This window comes from Streptomyces calvus (genome assembly GCF_006782915.1).
Lineage (GTDB): Bacteria > Actinomycetota > Actinomycetes > Streptomycetales > Streptomycetaceae > Streptomyces > Streptomyces calvus.
Map to the genome: position 1 here is coordinate 111,963 of NZ_VCNP01000051.1, position 21,107 is coordinate 133,069.

Annotated in this window: 20 protein-coding genes; 11 read left to right on the forward strand and 9 right to left on the reverse strand. The window is 73.6% G+C overall.

Annotated elements, in window-relative coordinates:
* Positions 1–16: 16 nt before the first annotated feature.
* The 7 genes from FGW31_RS25485 to FGW31_RS25515 form a co-directional block, all read right to left on the reverse strand.
* Complete coding sequence (locus FGW31_RS25485; protein ID WP_142195851.1) at positions 17–1,246, reverse strand: glycerate kinase; 1,230 nt, start codon at positions 1,244–1,246, stop codon at positions 17–19.
* A 56-nt stretch (positions 1,247–1,302) separates the two neighbouring features.
* A complete protein-coding gene (locus FGW31_RS25490; RefSeq protein ID WP_167530119.1) occupies positions 1,303–2,718 on the reverse strand; it encodes an SLC13 family permease in 1,416 nt (471 codons plus the stop codon).
* A gap of 80 nt (positions 2,719–2,798) precedes the next feature.
* The gene (locus FGW31_RS25495) at positions 2,799–3,461 is read right to left on the reverse strand and encodes a response regulator transcription factor (RefSeq protein ID WP_142195852.1); all 663 of its coding nucleotides are present in this window, start codon (positions 3,459–3,461) and stop codon (positions 2,799–2,801) included.
* A gap of 20 nt (positions 3,462–3,481) precedes the next feature.
* Positions 3,482–4,966 (reverse strand): sensor histidine kinase, encoded by a 1,485-nt coding sequence (locus FGW31_RS25500; protein ID WP_167530120.1) that lies wholly within the window; start codon positions 4,964–4,966, stop codon positions 3,482–3,484.
* Positions 4,896–5,207 carry a small secreted hydrophilic protein gene (locus tag FGW31_RS25505; RefSeq protein ID WP_142195853.1) on the reverse strand — a complete coding sequence of 104 codons (312 nt, stop codon included), beginning with the start codon at positions 5,205–5,207 and terminating at the stop codon, positions 4,896–4,898. The genes FGW31_RS25500 and FGW31_RS25505 overlap by 71 nt, the downstream gene beginning before the upstream one ends.
* Positions 5,208–5,291: 84 nt before the next feature.
* The gene (locus FGW31_RS25510) at positions 5,292–5,573 is read right to left on the reverse strand and encodes an Lrp/AsnC family transcriptional regulator (RefSeq protein WP_006136621.1); all 282 of its coding nucleotides are present in this window, start codon (positions 5,571–5,573) and stop codon (positions 5,292–5,294) included.
* Complete coding sequence (locus FGW31_RS25515) at positions 5,570–6,304, reverse strand: rhomboid family intramembrane serine protease (RefSeq protein ID WP_142195854.1); 735 nt, start codon at positions 6,302–6,304, stop codon at positions 5,570–5,572. The genes FGW31_RS25510 and FGW31_RS25515 overlap by 4 nt, the downstream gene beginning before the upstream one ends.
* A 156-nt stretch (positions 6,305–6,460) precedes the next feature.
* Between FGW31_RS25515 and FGW31_RS25520 the strand changes: the two genes are divergently transcribed.
* From FGW31_RS25520 to FGW31_RS25540, 5 genes are all read left to right on the forward strand, one after another.
* On the forward strand, positions 6,461–6,700 hold the full coding sequence (locus FGW31_RS25520) for a hypothetical protein (protein WP_142195855.1): 240 nt from the start codon (positions 6,461–6,463) through the stop codon (positions 6,698–6,700).
* Between the two features lie 103 nt (positions 6,701–6,803).
* The gene (locus FGW31_RS25525) at positions 6,804–8,147 is read left to right on the forward strand and encodes an NYN domain-containing protein (protein WP_142195856.1); all 1,344 of its coding nucleotides are present in this window, start codon (positions 6,804–6,806) and stop codon (positions 8,145–8,147) included.
* Positions 8,148–8,456: 309 nt separating this feature from the next.
* Positions 8,457–9,497: a C40 family peptidase gene (locus tag FGW31_RS25530; protein ID WP_142195857.1), complete on the forward strand. Its 1,041-nt coding sequence runs from the start codon at positions 8,457–8,459 to the stop codon at positions 9,495–9,497.
* A gap of 214 nt (positions 9,498–9,711) precedes the next feature.
* Entirely contained in the window at positions 9,712–10,725 is a 1,014-nt protein-coding gene (locus tag FGW31_RS25535; RefSeq protein ID WP_142195858.1) for a C40 family peptidase, read from the forward strand.
* A 33-nt stretch (positions 10,726–10,758) separates the two neighbouring features.
* Positions 10,759–11,949 carry a hypothetical protein gene (locus FGW31_RS25540; protein WP_182674603.1) on the forward strand — a complete coding sequence of 397 codons (1,191 nt, stop codon included), beginning with the start codon at positions 10,759–10,761 and terminating at the stop codon, positions 11,947–11,949.
* A gap of 6 nt (positions 11,950–11,955) precedes the next feature.
* On the opposite strand, the gene FGW31_RS25545 is transcribed toward FGW31_RS25540, so the two are convergent.
* Positions 11,956–13,188: a glycosyltransferase family 87 protein gene (locus tag FGW31_RS25545; RefSeq protein WP_142195859.1), complete on the reverse strand. Its 1,233-nt coding sequence runs from the start codon at positions 13,186–13,188 to the stop codon at positions 11,956–11,958.
* Positions 13,189–13,308: 120 nt separating this feature from the next.
* Here FGW31_RS25545 and FGW31_RS25550 point away from each other — a divergent pair, with 120 nt between their 5' ends.
* A complete protein-coding gene (locus FGW31_RS25550; RefSeq protein WP_142195860.1) occupies positions 13,309–14,451 on the forward strand; it encodes a glycosyltransferase family 4 protein in 1,143 nt (380 codons plus the stop codon).
* A gap of 167 nt (positions 14,452–14,618) precedes the next feature.
* Here the strand turns inward: FGW31_RS25550 and FGW31_RS25555 are convergent, their stop codons facing one another.
* Positions 14,619–16,415 carry an AMP-dependent synthetase/ligase gene (locus FGW31_RS25555; RefSeq protein ID WP_142195861.1) on the reverse strand — a complete coding sequence of 599 codons (1,797 nt, stop codon included), beginning with the start codon at positions 16,413–16,415 and terminating at the stop codon, positions 14,619–14,621.
* A gap of 360 nt (positions 16,416–16,775) precedes the next feature.
* On the opposite strand from FGW31_RS25555, the gene FGW31_RS25560 reads away from it, so the two are divergent.
* The 5 genes from FGW31_RS25560 to FGW31_RS25580 all read left to right on the forward strand — a co-directional run bounded on the left by FGW31_RS25560 (position 16,776) and on the right by FGW31_RS25580 (position 21,043).
* Complete coding sequence (locus FGW31_RS25560; RefSeq protein ID WP_142195862.1) at positions 16,776–17,573, forward strand: metallophosphoesterase family protein; 798 nt, start codon at positions 16,776–16,778, stop codon at positions 17,571–17,573.
* A gap of 122 nt (positions 17,574–17,695) precedes the next feature.
* On the forward strand, positions 17,696–18,139 hold the full coding sequence (locus FGW31_RS25565) for an SRPBCC family protein (RefSeq protein ID WP_142195863.1): 444 nt from the start codon (positions 17,696–17,698) through the stop codon (positions 18,137–18,139).
* 43 nt (positions 18,140–18,182) lie between these two features.
* Positions 18,183–19,352, forward strand: coding sequence for an ArsA family ATPase (locus tag FGW31_RS25570; RefSeq protein ID WP_142195864.1), 1,170 nt, complete (start codon positions 18,183–18,185; stop codon positions 19,350–19,352).
* A gap of 57 nt (positions 19,353–19,409) precedes the next feature.
* Positions 19,410–19,964 carry a DUF5304 domain-containing protein gene (locus FGW31_RS25575; protein ID WP_142195865.1) on the forward strand — a complete coding sequence of 185 codons (555 nt, stop codon included), beginning with the start codon at positions 19,410–19,412 and terminating at the stop codon, positions 19,962–19,964.
* 125 nt (positions 19,965–20,089) lie between these two features.
* Positions 20,090–21,043 carry an ROK family glucokinase gene (locus FGW31_RS25580; protein ID WP_142195866.1) on the forward strand — a complete coding sequence of 318 codons (954 nt, stop codon included), beginning with the start codon at positions 20,090–20,092 and terminating at the stop codon, positions 21,041–21,043.
* Positions 21,044–21,107 lie beyond the last annotated feature (64 nt).

Sequence of the window (21,107 nt, forward strand, 5' to 3'; positions counted from 1 at the left end):
TGAACGGGCCTCGTCCTCAAACGCCGGACGGGCTGAATTCGGCTCCTCCGGCGTTCGAGGAGCGAGGTCCGAGCCCTGCGTCCGGCGCGCCGGCCGGTACCGGCAGCCGGGTGCCCAGGACGATCATGCGCAGGGCGCGTTCCGTGGCGTCGGTGAGGAGTTCGGCGCCACGGACGAGCGCCTCCGTGAGGGCCATCGGGGCGGGCAGGATGCCGTGGCAGGCGTCCACGCCCGGCACCTCGTGCGCACCCTCGCCGAGCGTCCCCGCCAGCGCCAGCACCGGCCGCCCGGACAGCTTGGCGCGGCGGGCCACCTCCGCCGGGACCTTGCCGCGGGGCGTCTGGTGGTCCAGGGCGCCCTCCGCGGTGACGACCAGATCGGCGCGGGCCAGCCGGGCGTCCAGGTCCAGGTGGTCCAGCAGCACCTGGAAGCGGGGGAGGAGGGATCCGCCGAGGGCGGCGAGTCCGGCACCGAGCCCGCCGGAGGCGCCCGTGCCGGGGCCGTGGCGCAGATCGGTGCCGGTGCCGGCGAGGTCCCGGGTCAGCACCCGCGCCCAGTTCTCCAGCCCCGCCGACAACTCCTCGACCTGCGCCGGTGTCGCCCCCTTCTGGGGCCCGAACACCCGGGCCACGCCCCGCTCGCCGCACAGCACATTGAACGGGTTGCAGGCGACGAGGAGTTCCACGTCCGCCAGGCGCGGGTCGAGCCCGGCCGGGTCGATGCGTACGAGCCGGTGCAACTCCCGTCCTCCGTACGGGAGTTCGAAGCCGTCGGCGTCCAGCAGCCGGGCGCCGAGGGCCTGGAGCGCGCCCGCGCCGCCGTCGGAGGTGCCCGAGTCGCCGCAGCCCACCAGCACCCGCCGTACGCCCCGGTCGAGCGCGGCGCGGATCAGCTCGCCCACGCCGTACGTGGTGGTGGCGCCCGGGTCGCGGCGGATGCGCGGGACCAGGGAGAGGCCCGCGACCGCCGCCATCTCCACCACCGCCGTGTCCCCGGAGCCGAGCAGCGCGAAGTGGGTGCCGACGGGATCGCCGACCGGTCCGGTCGCGGCCAGCTCGACCAGCCGGCCGCCGGTCGCCGCGGCCAGCGCCGAGGCGGTGCCCTCACCGCCGTCCACCAGCGGGATCCGGTCGATCTCGGCGTCCGGCAGGACCCGGCGCACGCCCGCCGCGATGGCGTCGGCGGCGGCCGGGGCGGACAGCGACTCCTTGAAGCCGCTGGGGGCTACGACGACACGGCTGAGCATGGTGGACTCCTTGCGGTCGGGACCCCGGCGGTCCGGGGCCTCGGTGGTTCGGGGTGTCAGCGGGTGACGGGCACGCCGAGCAGCGGCCACACCGCGACGGCGAACAGCAGGACCAGCGCGGCGGTCAGCGGCGCCAGCACGGCGGACAGCCGCAGCAGGTCGCGCGGGGTGTAGGTGGGGGTGCCGGGGATGTCGGCGAACAGCGTCACCGGCTTCGCGGAGGCCGGCAGCGTGTGGCAGAAGCCCGCCGCCGCGGTGGAGGCGAGCGCCGCCGCGACCGGGTTCACCCCGGCGCCCACCGCCGCCGCGACCACCAGCGGCACCAGCACGGAGGAGCGGGCGGAGCGGGACTGCAGGACCAGATGGGCGGCCGTGCTGACGGCGATCACGACCGCCAGGAACATCACCGGTGTGACCGCCGACGGCAACCCGCCGACCAGCCACTGCGCCGCGCCCGACTCGGCGAGCGCCACACCCATCGCCATGGTGGCCGCCATGAACAGCAGCAGCGACCAGGGCACCGTCTTCAACGCGTCCTTCAGCCGTACGGTGCCGAGCGCCGGCGAGGCCGCGACGACCGCGCCGATCAGCGCGACCATCGCCGGCGACACCCGGTGCAGCGGCTCGCTGCACCACAGGGCGACGACGGTGGCCAGCAGCAGCGCGCAGCGCTTCTCGGCCTGCGTCCAGGGGCCGGTGACGGGACGGTCGCTGTGCCGCTGGATCTCCTCGGCGGTGATGTGCACCGGGCCCGCGCGGTCCGCGCGCCGGGTGGTGGTCAACAGGACCACCTCTGCGGCGAGATGGGAGGAGACCACGGCCAGCGGCAGCCCGAGCAGCAGCCACTCGGTGAAGCCGACCCGTTCACCGGCCGCCTCCCACAGCACCGACACGGTGATCAGGTGCGCGCCCGCGCCGATCAGGGTCGCCACCGCCGACAGCAGGATCACCGTCGGGAAGAGCAGCGCCAGCATCACGACCAGCCGCCTGCGGTCGGCGAGGGCCTTGGCGAGGGCGAGGAACACCGGCAGCGCGAGCGCGGCCCGGCCCGAGGTGGCGGGCACGGCGAACGCGGTGACGACCAGCGCGGCGGTCGTCAGGTGCGTCAACTGCCGCACCGTGCGCGCCCCGCCGACCAGGAACGCGGCCGCACGGCCCGCGAGGCCGGTCCTGGCCACCGCGGCGGCGAGGACGAACGCGCAGATCAGCAGCCACACCGTGGAGTCGCCCAGGGTGCCGAACAGGGTGTCGCTGCTGATCACGCCGGTCACCGTCAGCGCCAGTCCGGCGCCGAGCGCGATGTACGTGTCGTCGATCGGCGTACCGATCCAGGCGCACGTCGCCAGCGCGAACACGACGAGGGTGAGGCGGGCCTCCCCGCTCAGGCCGGGGAAGTTGCCGGGCACCGCGAGCAGCGCGCACAGCGACAGGGCCACGCACAGGGCGGCGGTCAGTCGGGGATTCAGGCTCACGTCATCGAGGATTCATGCCGGCCGTGAGCCGCCGATGAGCCGTAGATGAAGGAAACTTCACCCGGGGAGCGGCCGGTGCCTCATCCCGGGAGGCGGTAGCCCATTCCGCGGACCGTCTCCACCTTGTCGGCGCCGAGCTTCTTGCGCAGCGCCCGCACGTACACGTCCACGATGTTGGAGCCCGGGTCGAAGTCGTAGCCCCACACGTGGGAAAGGATCTGCTCGCGGGAGAGTACCTGGCCCGGGTGCCTCAGGAACAGTTCCAGGAGCACGAATTCACGGGCCGTCAGATCGACCGTGCGGTCGCCCGCCCGTGCCCTGCGGGTCCGCAAATCCAGCGACAGCTCGCCCGACTTGAGCACCGTCACCTCGGGCGCGCGGGCCGCGGTGCGCAGCCGCAGCCGCACCCGGGCCAGCAGCTCCTCGAAGCGGAACGGCTTGGTCATCCAGTCGTCGGCGCCGCCCTCCAGACCGGCCACCGTGTCCCGCACCGAGTCCCGCGCGGTCAGCACGATCACCGGGGTCGTCACCCGGGACTCGCGCAGCTCCCGCAGCACGGTGAAGCCGTCCCGGCCGGGCAGCCCGATGTCCAGCACGACCAGGTCGAAACCGCCGGTCAGCGCGTACTCGTAGCCCGCCTCGCCGTCGGGGACGACGGTGGTGGTGAAGCCGTTGGCGCGCAGGCCCTTCTCCACGAAGGACGCGATGCGCTCCTCGTCCTCGACGATCAGAATCCGGTTCACGGGTGTGCCTCTTCTTGTGCTCAGTCCAGCGTCAGTACGAAGGTGGCGCCGCCGCCCTCGGTGTCGTACAGGCGGACCCGGCCGCCGTGGCCCTCCGCGATCGCCTTGACGATCGACAGGCCGAGGCCCGCGCCCGAGCCGCGCGCGCCGCGCCGGGCGGTGCCGCGCCGGAAGCGTTCGAAGATCAGCTCCCGGTCCTGCGGCCGGACACCGGGCCCCGAGTCGGCGACGTACAGCTCGATGCGGGAGCCCTCGGCGCGGGAGCCGATGCGGATGGTCTGGCCGGCGGTGGTGTGCTGCACCGCGTTCTGCGCCAGCTGCACCATCGCCTGGGTGATCCGCTGCGGGTCCAGTGCCACTTCCCGGTCGGCTATGTCGGTGAGCTGCCAGTCGCGTTCGCCCAGGGTGCGGGCCTTGACGTAGACGTCGGCGGTGAGTTCGGCGAGCTGCACCGGCTCGGGGGTGACGAAGTCGGGGCGTTCGGCCTTGGCGAGCAGCAGCAGGTCCTCCACGATGCGGCTCATCCGGTCCAGTTCGTCGGTGACCAGCCGCACCGTCTCCTCGCGTTCCGCCGGGTCGTCGCCCATCAGCTCCAGATGGCCGCGCACGATCGTGATGGGCGTGCGCAGCTCGTGGCCGGCGTCGTCGACGAACTGGCGCTGCGCGGCGAAGGCCCGCTCCAGGCGGTCCAGCATCGCGTTGAACGTCTCGGCGAGGGCCGCGATGTCGTCGCGGCCGCGCACCGGGATACGGCGGGTGAGGTCCTGCTCGGTGAGCTGCGCGGCGGCGGTCCGCACCAGCCGTACGGGCTGCAGGATCCGCCCGGCGACCGCCCAGCCGATGCCGGTGGTCAGCAGCAGCGCGACCCCGGAGATGGCGAGCAGCACCCGGAACACCTCGTTCACGCGCGCCACTTCCCGCTCGGGGTGGAAGGCGACGACGAACGCGGCCTCGGGCTCGGTGCCGCCGGCCCGGGTCACCGCCACCTTGGCCCAGCGGATCTCGCCCTCGGGCCGGTGCAGCACACCGGTGGGGTCGGGCGAGTCGAAGATGCGGCTCCGGGCGTCGGGGTCCCGGTGCAGCGGCAGGGCGACGGGCAGGTCGCGCGGCTGGGTGAGCTGCGCCGGGCCGCCGCTCGGCCGCGCCACCAGGCCGATCAGCTCCTCGTCCGGGTCGGCGTACTGCCGTTCCAGGAAGACCCGCAGCAGCCGGTCCGGTGCGGTGAAGGGCCGGCCGGTCTCCGGGTCGAAGCCGCGCTGTTCGAAGTTGGCGAACTCGCCCGCCTCCTGCGCGAGCAGCCCGTTGATGCGGTCGTCGACGTCCCGCAGCAGGAAGGAGCGGGTGGTGGTGGCCACCGAGGCGAGCGCGACCGCCATGACGAACAGCAGCCACAGCAGGATGCGGACCCGGGCGGAGATCCGCCGGCGCGGCCCGTCAGCCGTCGTCGCCCGGTCCGTCGTCCCCGCCGGGGCCGTCGTCCGAGTCCTGGCCCCGGTCGTCGTCATCGTCATCACCCGCCGGGCTGTCGGTCAACGGAGGCCGGGAGACGACCTCGTCGCTCGGCGTCGGTTCGGGCCGCGCGGACGGGGCCGTGGACGTGGGAGTGGGGGAGCCGCTGTCCAGTTCCACCTGCGGCGGCACCTTGGGCGGCTCGGGGCTGTCGGAGAGCGCGAAGCTGGTCGCTGCGACGCCCAGCGGGATCAGTACGACGGCGGCCAGGGCCGCCATCCGGCGAGTGAAGACCATGGGCCCGATCCTGCGGCCCGCACCGGACGGCCCGGATGAGGCCTCGATGAAGAACTCTTCATGTGCCCCGGGACGCCCGCGGCCTCAGCTGTCCAGACCGATCGCGAACGCCGCCTCCAGGTCGTGCTGCGAGTACGTGCGGAACGCCACGTGCGTGTCGGTGCCCTCCACGCCCGGGATCTTGCTGATCCGGCCGGGGATGACCTCCGCCAGGTCCTCGTGCTCCCGGACCCGCACCATGGCGATCAGGTCGTAGGTGCCGGTGACGGAGAAGACCTCGCTGACGCTGTCCAGCGCGGCGATCTGCTCCGCGATCTCGGGGATCCGGTCCACGCTGGTCTTGATGAGGACGATCGCGGTGATCACGGCTGGTTCTCTCCCTCGGGGGCCGGAGCAGGGGCGGACTTCACTGTAGTCGCCCTGCCGAAACACACCCACGCGTAGCCGAACCCCAGACCGAACCCCACCAGGTGCGCCAGGTACGCGACCCCCGGCCCGTCGTCCGCCCGCCCCGCCGCCAGCCACTGCAACGCCGCCCAGAACGGCAGCACCACCCAGGCCGGCAGCCGCACCGGCAGGAAGAACAGGAACGGCAGCAGACTGGTCACGCGCGCCCGCGGGAACAGGAAGAGGAACGCGCCGAGGACCGCCGAGATCGCCCCGGAGGCGCCGACCAGGGACCGCTCGGAGTCGGCGTTGGCGGCGGCGTACCCGAGCAGCGCCAGACAGCCGCAGCCGGCGTAGCACAGCGTGAACCGCACCCGGCCCATCCGTGCCTCGGCCATCGTTCCGAAGACCTGGAGGAACAGCATGTTGCCGAGCAGGTGCACCCAGCCGCCGTGCACGAACAGCGCCGTGGCCGGGGTGAGGGCGGCCGCGGGGGAACCCTCGAACAGGTCTGCGGGAATCACGCCCCAGCGCCGGAAATAGGCCCTTTGCGCGGCGAGCAGCTCCTCGCCGGAGCCGTGCGCCGGGTGCAGGCCCGACGCCGGCCCGATCAGGAAGACCAGGCAGCACAGGACGATGAGGGTGTGGGTCACCGGCGCCGAGGTGCCCCGGATCGCCCCGACGGCCGACGCGCTCCAGTTGCGGATCATGAACACAGAGCATGACGTAACCGGACGCAACCACGCAGACCGCCTCGCCGCCGTGGACAGGCGGGCGGCGGGCAGCCGCCAGGCCGTAGGGTTACGGCCACACGCTCCGGGAAGCCCGGTGCGTCACGGACACTGGAAGGAAGGCGAACAGCCACGATGACGGTTCCGCTGCCGACCGCCTCGACGCGGTGGCGCTGCACCCTGTGCGGCAATCTGACCCGCTTCGACGTGACCCGCTCGTCGAAGGTCGTCGAGTACGTCCACCTCGACCTGGCCGGAGAGCCCACGGTCGAGGAGCGCGAGGTGCTCGATGAGACGATCGAGTCGGTGCGCTGCCGCTGGTGCAACGCGGTGGACCAGGTGGAACTCGTGGACAGGCCGGGCGCCGGCTCCTGAAGGAAGGGTGTCCCTCCCGCTCGAGCGAAGTCGAGAGTGGGGGAGGGCCTCGCTGACGGCGACCCCGTGCACGGGGCCGCACACAGGCATTGGGGTGTGACGGATGGTGGAGACCCAGGGCGGGGGGCCGCAGGACGGCGCCGCCGAGGTGCTCGACCGCCCGCTGCCCGACGGAGTGCGCCGCCGCGTCGTGCAGATCGTCGCCGACGGCTTCGGCGGGCTCACGGTCACCGAGCTGCCCGCCCAGCTCAGGCAGTACGCCCGGTTCGCACCCAACCGCCGCGCCAAGTTCGCCGGCAACGCCATGGCGGCGGCGCTGGAGACCGATCCGCTGTTCCGGCAGCGCATCGGGGAACGGCTCAGAGAAGCCGAGCCGGAACTCACCGGCGCCCTCGAATCCGGATCCCCGCCCCCGGCCGCGGACCCGCTCGACGTGGCGGCCGCGGCCTATGTGCTCCGCCCGGCGGGCTGGGTGAAGCTGGTGACCGCGGCCGGCGAGGAGGTCCAGCGCGCCGACGCCGAACGCGCCGACGAGGAGAACCGGGCCGAGCTGGAGCGGCTGCGCGCCGAACTCGCCCGGGCCCGCGAGCACACCAAGTCCGAGACCGAGCGGCTGCGCTCCGAGCTGGAGTCGGCGAAGAAGGAAGCCGACGTGCTGCACCGCAAGCTGCGGTCGGCGCTCAGCGACGTCAAGCGCGGCGAGGCCGCGCTGCGCAAGCTGCGGGGCGAGATGGAGGCCGTCCGCGCCGAGGGGCAGGCCCAGGTGTCGGCCGCCGAGAGCGAGACCCGTCGTCTCAAGGCGCGCCTCGGCGAGACCGAGGCCGCGCTGGAGGCCGCCCGGCGGGCCGCCCGCGAGGGCCGCAGCGTCGAGGACATGCGGGTGCGGCTGCTGCTGGACACCGTGCTGGACGCCGCCCAGGGGCTGCGCCGCGAGCTGGCGCTGCCGCCGGTGTCGGTGCGGCCCGCCGAGACCGTGGACGCCGTCGAGCCCGGCCGCATGACCCCGAAGGACATCGCCGCCCGCGCGCTGTCCGAGGACGACCCGGCCATCCTCGACCAGCTGCTGGCGCTGCCGCAGGCGCACCTGGTCGTGGACGGCTACAACGTCACCAAGACCGGCTATCCCCAGATGCCCCTGGAGAAGCAACGGCTGCGCCTGCTGGGCCAGCTCGCCCAGCTCGCCGCGCAGACCGGCGCCGAGGTGACCTGCGTCTTCGACGGTGCCGAACTGGCCGCGCCGGTGCTGCTGGCGCCGCCGCGCGGAGTGCGGGTGCTGTTCTCCAAGCCGGGCGTCACCGCCGACGAGCTGATCCGCCAGCTGGTGCGCGCCGAGCCGCCGGGGCGGCCCGTCATCGTCGCCTCCACCGACCGCGAGGTCGCCGACGGAGTGGCCCGTGCGGGCGCCCGCCCGGTCGCCTCGGCGGTGCTCCTCAAGCGGCTCTCGTAGACCGTCCCGTCCACGCCGCCTGTCACGCCGTCCTGTCACGCCCTCCTGTCGCACCACCTTCTTGGGCTGCTTTCGTGGCTCCTGATTGACTTGCATCCCTCCTGCAACGTACGTGATCTATGCCCGAATTGACGGAACCGTCACGCAACGTAGCGTCAAGGATGCGTCACCCCAGGTGAGTTGAGACCGAATAAACGCGCTGTGACGGAGATTTCGTGCCCGGGGATTTGAACTGATCACAAGAGAATCACTAGGGTCAGCCTTCGAACCCGCGACCGCGCGATCACTCTCGAGAAGGAGCTCGTCTCCGTGGCGTCCCACCGTCGTCCCAAGCAGCCGAGCCGCGCACGTGTGACCGTGCTCACCACCGCTGCCGCAGCTGCCGTCGTCATGAGCTCGCAGGCCGCCAACGCCGCTCCGAGCGAGAAGCCGAGCAAGGACGAGGTCAAGGCCAAGGTCGACAAGCTCTACGAGCAGGCGGAGCAGGCCACCGAGAAGTACAACGGGGCCAAGGAGAAGCAGGAGAAGCTCCAGAAGGAGATCTCCACCATCCAGGACAACGTCGCCCGCGGCCAGGAGGAGCTCAACGAGCTGCGCGACGGCCTCGGTTCGATGGCCAGCGCCCAGTACCGCAGCGGCGGCATCGACCCGTCCGTGCAGCTGTTCCTCTCCTCCGACCCGGACGACTACCTCGACAAGGCGTCCGCCCTCGACCAGTTGAGCACCCAGCAGGTCGACGCGCTGAAGAAGATCCAGGAGAAGCAGCGCGAACTCGCCCAGCAGCGCTCCGAGGCGTCCGAGAAGCTCGAGGACCTCGCCTCCACCCGCACCGAACTGGGCAACAAGAAGAAGGAAGTCCAGGCCAAGCTCGCCGCCGCGCAGAAGCTGCTCAACAGCCTGACCGCCGCGGAGAAGGCCCAGCTCGCCGAGGATCAGAACCGCGCCACCCGCGCCAGCGAGCGCGACGCCCTCACCGGCAACGTCCCGGCCGGCTCCGGCCGCGCCGCCGCGGCCTACGCCGCCGCGCAGAGCAAGCTCGGCTCGCCCTACGTCTACGGCGCCACCGGCCCGTCCTCCTACGACTGCTCGGGCCTGACCCAGTGGGCGTACGCGCAGGCCGGCGTCGCCATCCCGCGCACCTCCGAGGCGCAGACCGGCGCCGGCACCCGGATCTACTCGGTCAGCCAGCTCAAGGTCGGCGACCTGGTGTTCTTCTTCAACGACCTGCACCACGTGGGCCTCTACGCGGGCAACGGCCAGATCATCCACGCCCCGCGCACCGGCACCGTCGTGCGCTACGAGTCGATGAACACCATCGGCGGCCCGTTCATGTTCGGCGTCCGCGTCTAGCGACCGGCACCACCCGGCTCCTGCCCGCCCCCGGATGCCGCCGTTCGGGGGATTCGCACCGGCCCCGGCCGGACCCGCGCCCCGCCTGTGACCTGCGTCAGAGGTGGGGCGCCACCGTGTACGGCCCTTGGCCGCCGTTGGTCCGGGCGCCGCCCGTGGGGCTACTGTCTGCCGCGTTTCCCGTCCGCCAGCGGAAAAAGGAGCGCGGTTTCCCGTGGGGTCCCATCGCCGTATCGCACCGTCCTCCGGATCCGACCGGGGCGCCGTCGTCGCCCTCGGCCTGCTGTCCGCAGCGGCCACCGCCCTCGGCGCGGTACCGGCCGCCGCCACCCCGTCCGCCGACACCCGCGCCGAGGTGGACCGCCTGTACCGGGAGGCCGAGAAGGCGACCGAGGCGTACAACGCGGCCGACGAACGCGCCGACGCGCTGCGCCGCCGGATCGCCCACGCCCAGGACCGCATCGCCCGGCAGCAGGAACACGTCAACACCATGCGGGAGTCGCTGGGCGCGCTCGCCGGAGCCCAGTACCGCTCCGGCGGCTACGACCCCTCCCTGGCCCTGCTCCTCGCCGAGGACCCGGACGACTACCTGGACAAGGCGTCCGTCCTGGACCGGATCACCCTCCACCAGGCCGGCGAGCTGAAGCGGCTCCGCGGCGCCCTGCGCTCCCTCGCCCAGGACCGCGCCGAGACGGCCGGCGAACTCAGCGCGCTGGACAGGAACCGCAGGGCCGCCGCCGCCCACAAGAGGACCGTGGAACACAAGCTGGCCGAGGCCCGCAGACTGCTCAACTCCCTCCCGGCCGGTGAACGCGCCGCCTGGGACCGGGCCTCCCGGTCCGCCCGCGCCGACCTGACCGGCCCGGGCGGCGTGCCCGCCTCGGCCCGCGCGGCCGCCGCCGTGGCCGCCGCCCGCACCGCCCTCGGCAAGCCCTACGTCTGGGGCGCCAACGGCCCGTCCGGCTTCGACTGCTCCGGCCTGACCCAGTGGTCGTACGCACAGGCCGGGGTGGCGCTGCCGCGCACCTCGCAGGCCCAGCGGTACGCCGGCCGGCAGATCCCGCTCTCCGAGGCACGGCCCGGTGACCTGGTGGTCTACCGCTCCGACGCCAGCCACGTCGGCATGTACGTGGGCAACGGCCAGGTGATCCACGCCCCGTACCCCGGCGCCCCGGTGCGCTACGACCCGGTCGGGATGATGCCGGTCTCGTCGGTCACCAGGGTCTGACCGCGACCGCCCGGCACCCGTACCCTCGGGAAGGTGGCTGGTCGAAGGCAGGTGTCGGGTGCGTCGGTGGTGGCGCTGTGTCTGCTGCTCGTCTCCCTGGTCGCCTGCGGCGGCGGACCGGCCGCCGACCCCGCCCGCGCACAGGTGCAGGCGCTCCTCGACCGCCGCGCGGAGGCGGTCCTCGACCGGGACGCCTCCGCCTACGGCCGCACCGGCACCCGGGCCGGCTTCGACGCCCTGCGCGCGGTACCGCTCGCGGACTGGTCCTACCGGGTCACCGCCGTCGACCGCACCGGTGACACCGCCACCGCGTCGGCCGACCTGAGCTACCGCGTCGACGGCTACGACCGGTCGCCGGTCACCACCGCCCGCTCCCTGCGCCTGAGCCGGGACCGGGACGGGCACTGGTCCGTCGACTCCGACCGTCCCGCGCACAGGTCCGGCGAGCAGCTGTGGGACCAGGGCACCGCGCGGGCCGTGCGGGGCGAGCGCAGCCTGGTGCTGGGCGTGGGACAGCCCGAGGCGGCGCTGCGCGACTACGCCGAGCTGGCCGACCGCGCGGTACCGGCCGTGTCCGACGCCTGGGGCCCGCGATGGCCCCGGCGCGTCGTGGTCCTGGTGCCGGAGTCCCTGGAGGACATGGCGGGCCTGCTGGGCTCGCCCGCCTCCTCCTACCGGGGCATCGCGGCCGTCACCACCGGCGCGACCGGAGCCGGGACACGGGCGCCCGCCGACCGGGTCATCGTCAACCCGGACGCCTTCGCCCTGCTCGGCGACTCCGGCCGGCAGGTCGTCCTCACCCACGAGACCACCCACGTCGCCACCCGTGCCGACACCTCCGCCGCGACACCGCTGTGGCTGTCCGAGGGGTTCGCCGACTGGGTCGGCTACCGGGGCGCCGGCCGCGCCCCCGACGAGGCCGCGCCCGAACTCGCCCAGGCGGTCGGCCGCGGCGAGCTGCCCGAGGCGCTGCCGGACGACGACGACTTCGGCTTCTCCGGCGACGCCGACCGCCTCGCCCGCGCCTACGAGAGCGGCTGGACGGCCTGCCGCCTCATCGCGGAGCACTGGGGCGAGGAGCGCCTGCGGGAGTTCTACCGTGCGGTCGGCGCGCACCAGGGGCGGCGCGGCGCGGTCGAGGACGCCATGGCCCGGGTCCTGGACACCACTCCCGCGGAGTTCACGGCCCGGTGGCGGCAGTACGTGCGGGAACTGCTGGCCTGACCGGGTTCAGGACGAGACCGTCGCCTCGCTGGAGGGCGCGGCCTGCTGCCGCGGCAGCGGGGCCGGCAGCGGTACCGTGGCGCACCACAGCCTGCGGGCCGCGACGACCGCCGCCACCACCAGCAGGCCGTTGCGCAGCACCAGCAGGGTGATGCCGAGCCCGTCACTGGCCACGACGTGGTCGAAGTGGACCGGGAACTCCAGCACCGTCACGAACGACGCCGCCAGCACCAGCGCGACCGGCAGCCCCATCCGGCTCCCGCGGAAACTCCGGCAGACCGCCGCCAGCCCGACCAGCCACACCATGTACTGCGGGCTGATCACCCGGCTGGTCGTGGTGAACAGCAGCACCGCCACGAACGCGGCGTCGGCGACCGTGTGCGGCTCGCACCGGCCGGCCAGCAGCCGCCACAGCACCAGCCAGGCCAGCGCCGCCCCGGACAGCAGCAGCGCGCCGGTGCTCACCCAGTTCACGTACGGGCCGAGGAACTCCACCGAGCCGTAGTTCAGCAGCACCTCGCCCTGCCAGCCGTGGTGCCGCGCCACATGGAAGACGAGCGCCCCGAGCGACTCGACCTCCGTACCCCGGTCCCGCTGGAAGGTGAGGAAAGCAAACGCCCCCGGCATCAGCGCGGCGAACACGGCGGCCACACCGGCACCCGTCGCCGCCGCCGACACCCACGCACGGCGCCGGGCCATCCCGAGCAGCAGCAGCGCCGGCCACACCTTCAGCAGCGCCCCGAACCCGGCCAGCGCGCCCGCCAGCCGCGGATGCCGGGCGGCGGCCAGCAGCGCGGCCACCGCCACCGCGGTCACCATCACGTCGTAGCGCGCGTACACCGTCGGCCCGAGCAGCGGCACGCCCGCCACCCACACCCAGGCCCCGGCGTGCGTCCGGCCGGGCCCGCGGCCCGCGTACCGCAGCAGGGCCAGCGTGACCAGGTCGGCGACCAGGGCCAGGACGAAGAACGCGGTGGCGTACTCCAGGAACGGCAGCAGGCCGGGGGAGAGGACCGCCAGGGCCGCGGCGGGCGGATACTGCCAGGTGATGTCGTCCAGCGGGAACGTTCCGGTGCGCAGCACGTCGTACCAGCCCCGGTAGATCACCGACACGTCGCTGGTGACGTCCGGGCCGGGGAAGACGACCACCTTCAGCACGCACAGCATCAGGGCCGTTCTGGTCAGCGCCCACAGCGCCACCAGGCGTGCGAGGGACCCTCGTGCGGCCGTCGTCTTCACGTGATTCCTGCCCGTCCGGTGTGCGGTCCTGAGGGGCCATGATGTCCCGGACCGTGCCGCACGTGCCACAGAGCGCGGCCGTGGCGGAGCGCGCAACCCCGTTCGGTAGGGTCTGCCACGATGCACAAGACCCTGATCGTGACCAACGACTTCCCGCCCCGGCCCGGCGGCATCCAGGCGTTCCTGCACAACATGGCGCTGCGCCTGGACCCGGAGCGGATCGTCGTCTACGCCTCCACCTGGAAGCGCACCCGGGAGGGCGTGGAGGCGACCGCCGCCTTCGACGCCGAGCAGCCCTTCACGGTCGTCCGCGACCGCACGACGATGCTGCTGCCGACGCCGGGCGCCACCCGGCGGGCCGTCGGGCTGCTGCGCGAGCACGGGTGCACCTCGGTGTGGTTCGGGGCGGCGGCGCCGCTCGGGCTGATGGCGCCGGCGCTGCGCCGGGCCGGCGCCGAGCGGATCGTGGCCACCACCCACGGCCACGAGGCCGGCTGGGCCCAGCTGCCCGCCGCACGGCAACTGCTGCGCCGGATCGGCGAGTCCACGGACACCATCACCTACCTCGGCGAGTACACCCGCTCCCGGATCGCCGCCGCGCTCACTCCCGAGGCGGCCTCGCGGATGGTGCAGCTGCCGCCCGGCGTCGACGAGAAGACCTTCCACCCCGGTTCCGGCGGCGACGATGTGCGGGCGCGGCTCGGGCTGACCGACCGGCCGGTGGTCGTGTGCGTCTCACGGCTGGTGCCGCGCAAGGGCCAGGACACGCTGATCCGGGCGATGCCCGCGGTCCTGGCGGCCGAGCCGGACGCCGTGCTGCTGATCGTCGGCGGCGGCCCGTACGAGAAGGACCTGCGCGCCCTCGCGCGCGACACCGGCGTCGCCGCCTCCGTGCGTTTCACCGGCTCCGTCCCCTGGTCCGAACTGCCCGCCCACTACGGCGCCGGTGACGTCTTCGCGATGCCGTGCCGGACGCGGCGCGGGGGACTGGACGTCGAAGGGCTCGGCATCGTCTACCTGGAGGCGTCCGCGACCGGTCTGCCCGTCGTCGCCGGCGACTCCGGCGGCGCCCCGGACGCGGTCCTCGACGGCGAGACCGGCTGGGGGGTGCGGGGCGACTCGGCCGACCGGACCGCCGAGCGGATCGTCGCGCTCCTCGGGGACGCAGAGCTGCGCCGGCGCATGGGTGAGCGGGGCCGGGAGTGGGTCGAGGAGAAGTGGCGCTGGGACCTGCTGGCGGAGCGCCTGAAGACCCTGTTGTAGAGCGAGCACCGTGCTGTGGGACGAGCACTGCGGGCGCGGGGACGGGACGCCGTGCGGCCTGGACGTCGTGCGGCTCAGCTCCGCCGCCGCGCCCGAGGGCGCGACCGGCAGCGTCCGCCGGAGAGCCCCACGGCGTCCCCGACACCTGGAACGCCGCCCCGCACGCCCTACTTGGCGTAGATCGCCTCGATCTCGTGGGCGTAGTCCTTCGCCACGACGTTCCGCTTCAGCTTCAGCGACGGTGTCAGATGACCCGACTCCTCCGTGAACTGCGCGGGCAGGATCCGGAACTTGCGCACCGACTCCGCCTTGGACACCGCGGAGTTGCCGTCGTCGATGGCCGACTGGATCGCCGCGAGCAGGTCCGGGTCCTCGCTCAGCGACGCCGGCGTGGAACCGGCCGGCTTGCCGTGCTCGGCGCACCAGCGGCCCAGGAACTCCTCGTCGAGGGTGACCAGCGCACCCACGAACGGCCGCCCGTCGCCCACCACCATGCACTCCGCGACCAGCGCGTGCGCCCGGATACGGTCCTCGATCACCGCCGGCGCGACGTTCTTGCCGCCCGCGGTCACCAGGATCTCCTTCTTGCGGCCGGTGATCCGCAGATAGCCGTCCTCGTCCAGGGTGCCGATGTCCCCGGTGTGGAACCAGCCGTCGGTCAGGGCCTCGGCGGTGGCGGCCGGGTTGTTCCAGTACTCCTTGAACAGGTGCTCGCCGTGCAGCAGCACCTCCCCGTCGTCCGCTATGCGGATCACCGAGCCGGGCAGCGGCTGGCCGACCGTGCCGATCTTCTGCCGGTCCCACGGGTTGAACGCGGTGGCCGCGCAGGACTCGGTCAGGCCGTAGCCCTCCAGCACGCTGAAGCCGATGCCGCGGAAGAAGTGGCCGAGGCGCTCGCCCAGCGGGGCGCCGCCGGAGATCGCGTACTCGCCGCGTCCGCCGAGCACCGCTCGCAGCTTGCCGTAGACCAGCTTGTCGAACACCTTGTGCTTGATCTTCAGGCCGAGCGGCGGCCCGGACGGCGTGTCCAGCGCCCGGCTGTAGGCGATCGCCGTGTCCGCCGCCTTGTCGAAGATCTTGCCCTTGCCGTCGGCCTGCGCCTTGGCGCGCGCCGAGTTGTAGACCTTCTCGAAGACCCGCGGCACGCCCAGGATCAGCGTCGGCCGGAACGCGGCCAGTTCGTCCGTGAGGTTCTTGATGTCGGGCAGGCAGCCCAGCTTGATCGGCGCCATCATCGGCGCGATCTGCACCAGCCGGCCGAAGACGTGCGCGAGCGGCAGGAACAGCAGCACCGAGCACTCGCCGGTGCGGAACAGCGGACGCAGCCGCTCCACGATGTTGCCGCACTCGGCGAAGAAGCTGCGGTGGGTGAGCACACAGCCCTTGGGGCGGCCGGTGGTGCCGGAGGTGTAGACGATGGTCGCCGGGTCGTCCGCCTTCGCGAACGAACTGCGCTCCTCGACCGTCTCGTCGGTGACGTCCCGGCCGAGCCGGTCCAGTTCCGCGACGGCGCCGGCCTCGATCTCCCACACGTTCTTCAGTGCGGGCAGCCGGTCGCGCACCGACTCCACGGCCTGCGCGTGCGTGCCGAGTTCCACGAAGCAGGCGGTGGCCCCGGAGTCGCCGAGGATCCACGCCACCTGCTCCGGCGAACTGGTCTCGTACACCGGCACGGTGACCGCGCCGGCGCTCCAGATCGCAAAGTCCAGCAGCGTCCACTCGTAACGGGTGCGGGACATCAGGCCCACCCGGTCGCCGGGCTGCACACCGGCCGCGATCATGCCCTTGGCGGCCGCCCGTACCTCCGCGAGGAACGTCGTCGCGGTCACGTCCTGCCAGCTGCCGCCCACCTTGCGGGCGATGACGGCGACGTCGGGGTGCTGCGCGGCGTTTCTGCGGACGATGTCGGTCAGATTGCCGTCCGCAGGGACCTCGTACAGGGCCGGAAGGCTGAACTCGCGCAAGACTGCTGCTCCTCTTAGGGCGCCGGCGCCACGACGTTGTGCGATGCGACGGTGCGGTCCAAGGGTCGGGCGGGTGCTCGCGAATTCACAAGTTGAAATCTCGAGCACGACTGGACTGCCCGGACGTTACCCGCCGGTATGCCGTCTACGACAGGGGGGCCCGCCGAGATGTTCGCTGCGTCACACAGGTTGGTGTTCCATTGCGCACAGTAGTCCACCCCCTCGCCGACGAGCCAGTAACCGCAGGTCCGCCCGCCCTCCTCCACGCCCCGGACACCGCCGTCCGCACCCGCACGCACCCCGTCCCGGCCCGTCGGCACCGTTGTTCCCGCCCTTCACCCGCGCATACCCTTGATCGTCATGGCACCCACACCAGGCGGCCGGCGCCGCACGCGTGTCCACGTGGTCAGTGACGTGCACGGCAACGCCCGCGACCTGGCCCGCGCCGGCGAGGGCGCCGACGCCCTGATCTGCCTGGGCGACCTGGTCCTCTTCCTCGACTACGCCGACCACTCGCGCGGCATCTTCCCCGACCTGTTCGGCACCGAGAACGCCGACCGCATCGTGGAACTGCGCACCGCCCGCCGCTTCGAGGAGGCCCGCGCGTTCGGCGCCCGGCTGTGGGCGGGACTCGACCAGGACCGGGCCACCGCCATCGAGAAAGCGGTGCGCAAGCAGTACGCCGAGCTGTTCGCCGCCTTCCCCACCCCGACGTACGCCACCTACGGCAACGTCGACATGCCGCCCCTGTGGCAGGAGTACGCCGGACCGGGCACGACCGTCCTCGACGGGCAGCGCGCCGAGATCGGCGGCTGGACCTTCGGCTTCGTCGGCGGCGGCCTGCGCACCCCGATGCGCACGCCCTACGAGATCGACGACGAGGAGTACGCGGCGAAGATCGAAGCCGTCGGCGAGGTCGACGTGCTGTGCACGCACATCCCGCCGGAGGTCCCCGAGCTGGTGTACGACACCGTCGCGCGCCGCTTCGAGCGCGGCAGCCGGGCCCTGCTGGACGCCATCCGCCGCACCCGGCCCCGCTACGCGCTGTTCGGGCACGTGCACCAGCCGCTGGCGCGCAGGATGCGGATCGGCGCCACCGAGTGCGTCAACGTGGGGCACTTCGCGAGCAGCGGACGGCCCTGGGCCCTCGAGTGGTGACGACGCCCCAGGTGGGGTGAGTTGCGGCGGTGCGGTGCGCGGTAGCCTTCCGCTGCACAGGCGTGCGCTGCACTCGCGCACGGCGATCCGAGTACCGGCCCGCATCCGGAGGAGCCACGGCGATGGCGGAACACACCAGCTCGAGCATCACGATCGAGGCGGCCCCGGCCGATGTCATGGGGGTGATCGCCGACTTCGCCCGCTACCCGGAGTGGACCGGTGAGGTGAAGGAGGCGGAGGTCCTCAGGACCGACGGCGACGGCCGCGCCGAACAGGTGCGCCTCGTCATGGACGCCGGCGCGATCAAGGACGACCAGACGCTGGCGTACACCTGGGCCGGCCCGCACGAGGTCTCCTGGACCCTCGTGAAGTCCCAGATGCTGCGCGCCCTCGACGGCTCCTACGTCCTCGCCCCGGCCGGCCCCGGCACGACCGAGGTCACCTACCGCCTGACCGTCGACGTCAAGATCCCCATGCTCGGCATGATCAAGCGCAAGGCCGAGAAGGTCATCATCGACCGCGCCCTGGCGGGCCTGAAGAAGCGGGTCGAGTCCGGCGCGCAGTAGGGCCCGACCGGCGCGGACGCCCGCCCGGGTAGCGTTCACCCCCATGCGTACCCTCCTGATCATGGGCCCCGGCGGCAGCGGGCGCACCACCGTCGCGGCCGGCACCGCGCTCGCCGCGGCCCGCGCCGGCGCGCGCACCCTGCTGCTCGGCACCGACCGCACCGACACCCTCGGCGCGGTACTGGGCACGCCCGTCGGCACCGGACCGGTCGAGGCCGCCCCGGGCCTCACCGCACGGCGGGTCGACGCCGACGCCGGCTTCCGCGCCGACCTGACCGCCCTCCAGGACCGGGCCGCCTCCGCGCTGGACCTGCTCGGCGCCTCCCGGCTCGAACCGGAGGAGATCGGACCGCTGCCCGGCGCGGAGGAACTCGCCGTCCTGCGGGCCCTGCGGGACGCCGCGCTGTCGGAGGCGTACGACCTGCTCGTCGTCGACCTGCCGCCCGCCCCGCAGGCCCTCGCCCTGCTCGCCCTCCCCGAGGAACTGCGCCGCTACCTGCGCCGGCTGCTGCCGCCCGAGCGGCAGGCCGCCCGCGCCCTGCGCCCCGTCCTCGGCCGCCTCGCCGGCGTCCCGCTGCCCGCCCAGTGGCTGTACGACACGGCGGCCCGCCTGGACCTGCAGCTCGCCGCCGTCGAGGCCGTGCTCGCCGACCGCGGCACCGCCGTACGCCTGGTCGCCGAGCCGGGACCGGCCGGCGCGGACGCCGTGCGCACCGCGACCCTCGGTGTCGCCCTGCGCGGCCTGCGCACGGACGCGCTGATCGCCACCCGCGTCCTGCCGGAGAGCGACGGCGACAGCTGGCTCGCCGGCCCGGTCGCCCAGCAGCGCAAGACCCTCGACGAGTGGCGGCAGTCCCACGACGTCCACCCGGCCGCCCACCTGGGACGCGACCCGCGCGGCACCGACGACCTCGCCGCGCTCGGCCTGCCCGGCGCGCCGGCCGGCGGCGGCACCGTCGACTGGCCGGTGACCGACCGGCGCGCCGACGACGGCGTCCTCGTCTGGCACCTCCCCCTGCCGGGCGCCCGCCGCGACGAACTGGACCTCATCCGGCGCGGCGACGAACTCGTCGTCACCGCCGGCCCCTTCCGCCGCATCGTCCCGCTGCCGTCCGCGCTGCGCCGCTGCACCGTCGACGGCGCCGCCCTGCGCGAGGACGAGCTGCGCATCCGGTTCCGGCCGGATCCGCAGCTGTGGCCGCGCACCCGGTGAAGCGGCCGGGCCCGTTCGGGTAACGTCGGAGAGGCCAGCCGTAGTCAGGAGTCCGTCATGAGCGAACAGCTCCCCCCGTACGACGACGCGGACGAGACCGCCGGGCAGCAGGCCGACGACGTACGGGCGGCCGCCGCGGACGACGACGCCTGGGCGACCGCCTGCGCCGAGGACCTGGCGGCGGAGAAGGCGCGCCGCCGCGCCGAGCACGGACCGCCTCCCGGTTCCGCCGCCGAGGAGCTGAAGAAGCTCGTGGACGCGGTCACCGACAGACTCGACAAGCTCTCCGGCCTCCAGTCGCCCCTGTTCGACGCGCTCGCCGGGCCCGCCGCGCAGCAGGTGGTGCGCCAGGTCGTCCAGCAGGCCAGGGCCGCCGTCGAACCCGTCATCGAGCGCAACCCCGACGTCTTCGACCACCTCGCCGCCGCCGGCAACGAACTCCTCGCCGCCTACCGCTCCGCCGTGCGGGAGCAGGAACGCCGCTGGACGGCCCGCGACAGCACCCCCGGCGCCCCCGATCCCCGCGACGCCGCCTCCTCCGGCCCCGACGCGCGCCACGACCGCGGCGACGACCCCGGCACCGGCCCCGGCGAGCGCATCGACCTGGACTGACGCGCCGGTCCGCGGCGGGCGCGAGGCTCCCGCCGGGCCCGCTCACCGTTCGGACGCCCGGAGCCCGGGGGCAGGGCCTCGGGTACCGTTGGCGGTAGCGGGGCTCGACCGGAACTGAGGGATTCATGGGACTCACCATCGGCGTCGACATCGGCGGCACCAAGATCGCGGCCGGCGTGGTCGACGAGGAAGGCAACATCCTCTCGACCCACAAGGTGCCGACCCCGGGCACGCCCGAGGGCATCGTGGACGCCATCGCCTCCGCGGTGGAGGGTGCGCGCGCCGGGCACGACATCGTCGGCGTGGGTATCGGTGCGGCCGGGTACGTCAACCGCCAGCGCTCGACGGTGTACTTCGCGCCCAACATCGACTGGCGCAACGAGCCGCTGAAGGCGGAGGTCGAGGCCCGCACGGGTCTGCCGGTCGTCGTGGAGAACGACGCCAACGCCGCGGCCTGGGGCGAGTACAAGTTCGGCGGCGGCAAGGGCCACCGCAACGTCATCTGCATCACGCTCGGCACCGGCCTCGGCGGCGGCATCATCATCGGCAACAAGCTGCGCCGGGGCCACTTCGGCGTGGCCGCCGAGTTCGGCCACATCCGCATGGTGCCGGACGGCCTGCTGTGCGGCTGCGGCTCGCAGGGCTGCTGGGAGCAGTACGCCTCCGGCCGCGCCCTCGTCCGCTACGCCAAGCAGCGCGCCAACGCCACCCCGGAGAACGCCGAGACGCTGCTCGCCCTCGGCGACGGCACGCCCGACGGCATCGAGGGCAAGCACATCTCCATGGCCGCCCGGCAGGGCGACCGGGTGGCCGTCGACTCCTACCGCGAGCTGGCCCGCTGGGTCGGCGCCGGCCTCGCCGACCTGGCGTCCCTCTTCGACCCGTCGGCGTTCATCGTCGGCGGCGGCCTCTCCGACGAGGGCGAACTGGTCCTCGGCCCGATCCGCAAGTCGTACAAGCGCTGGCTGGTCGGCGGCAACTGGCGTCCCGTCGCCGACGTGCTCGCCGCCCGGCTCGGCAACAAGGCGGGCCTGGTCGGCGCGGCCGACCTGGCCCGGGAGCCCGACCCGATCATGTGAGCCGCTCCCCCCGCCACACGCACCGCAGCGCCCGCCGCCTCCCGAAAGCGGCGGGGGGGGCGGC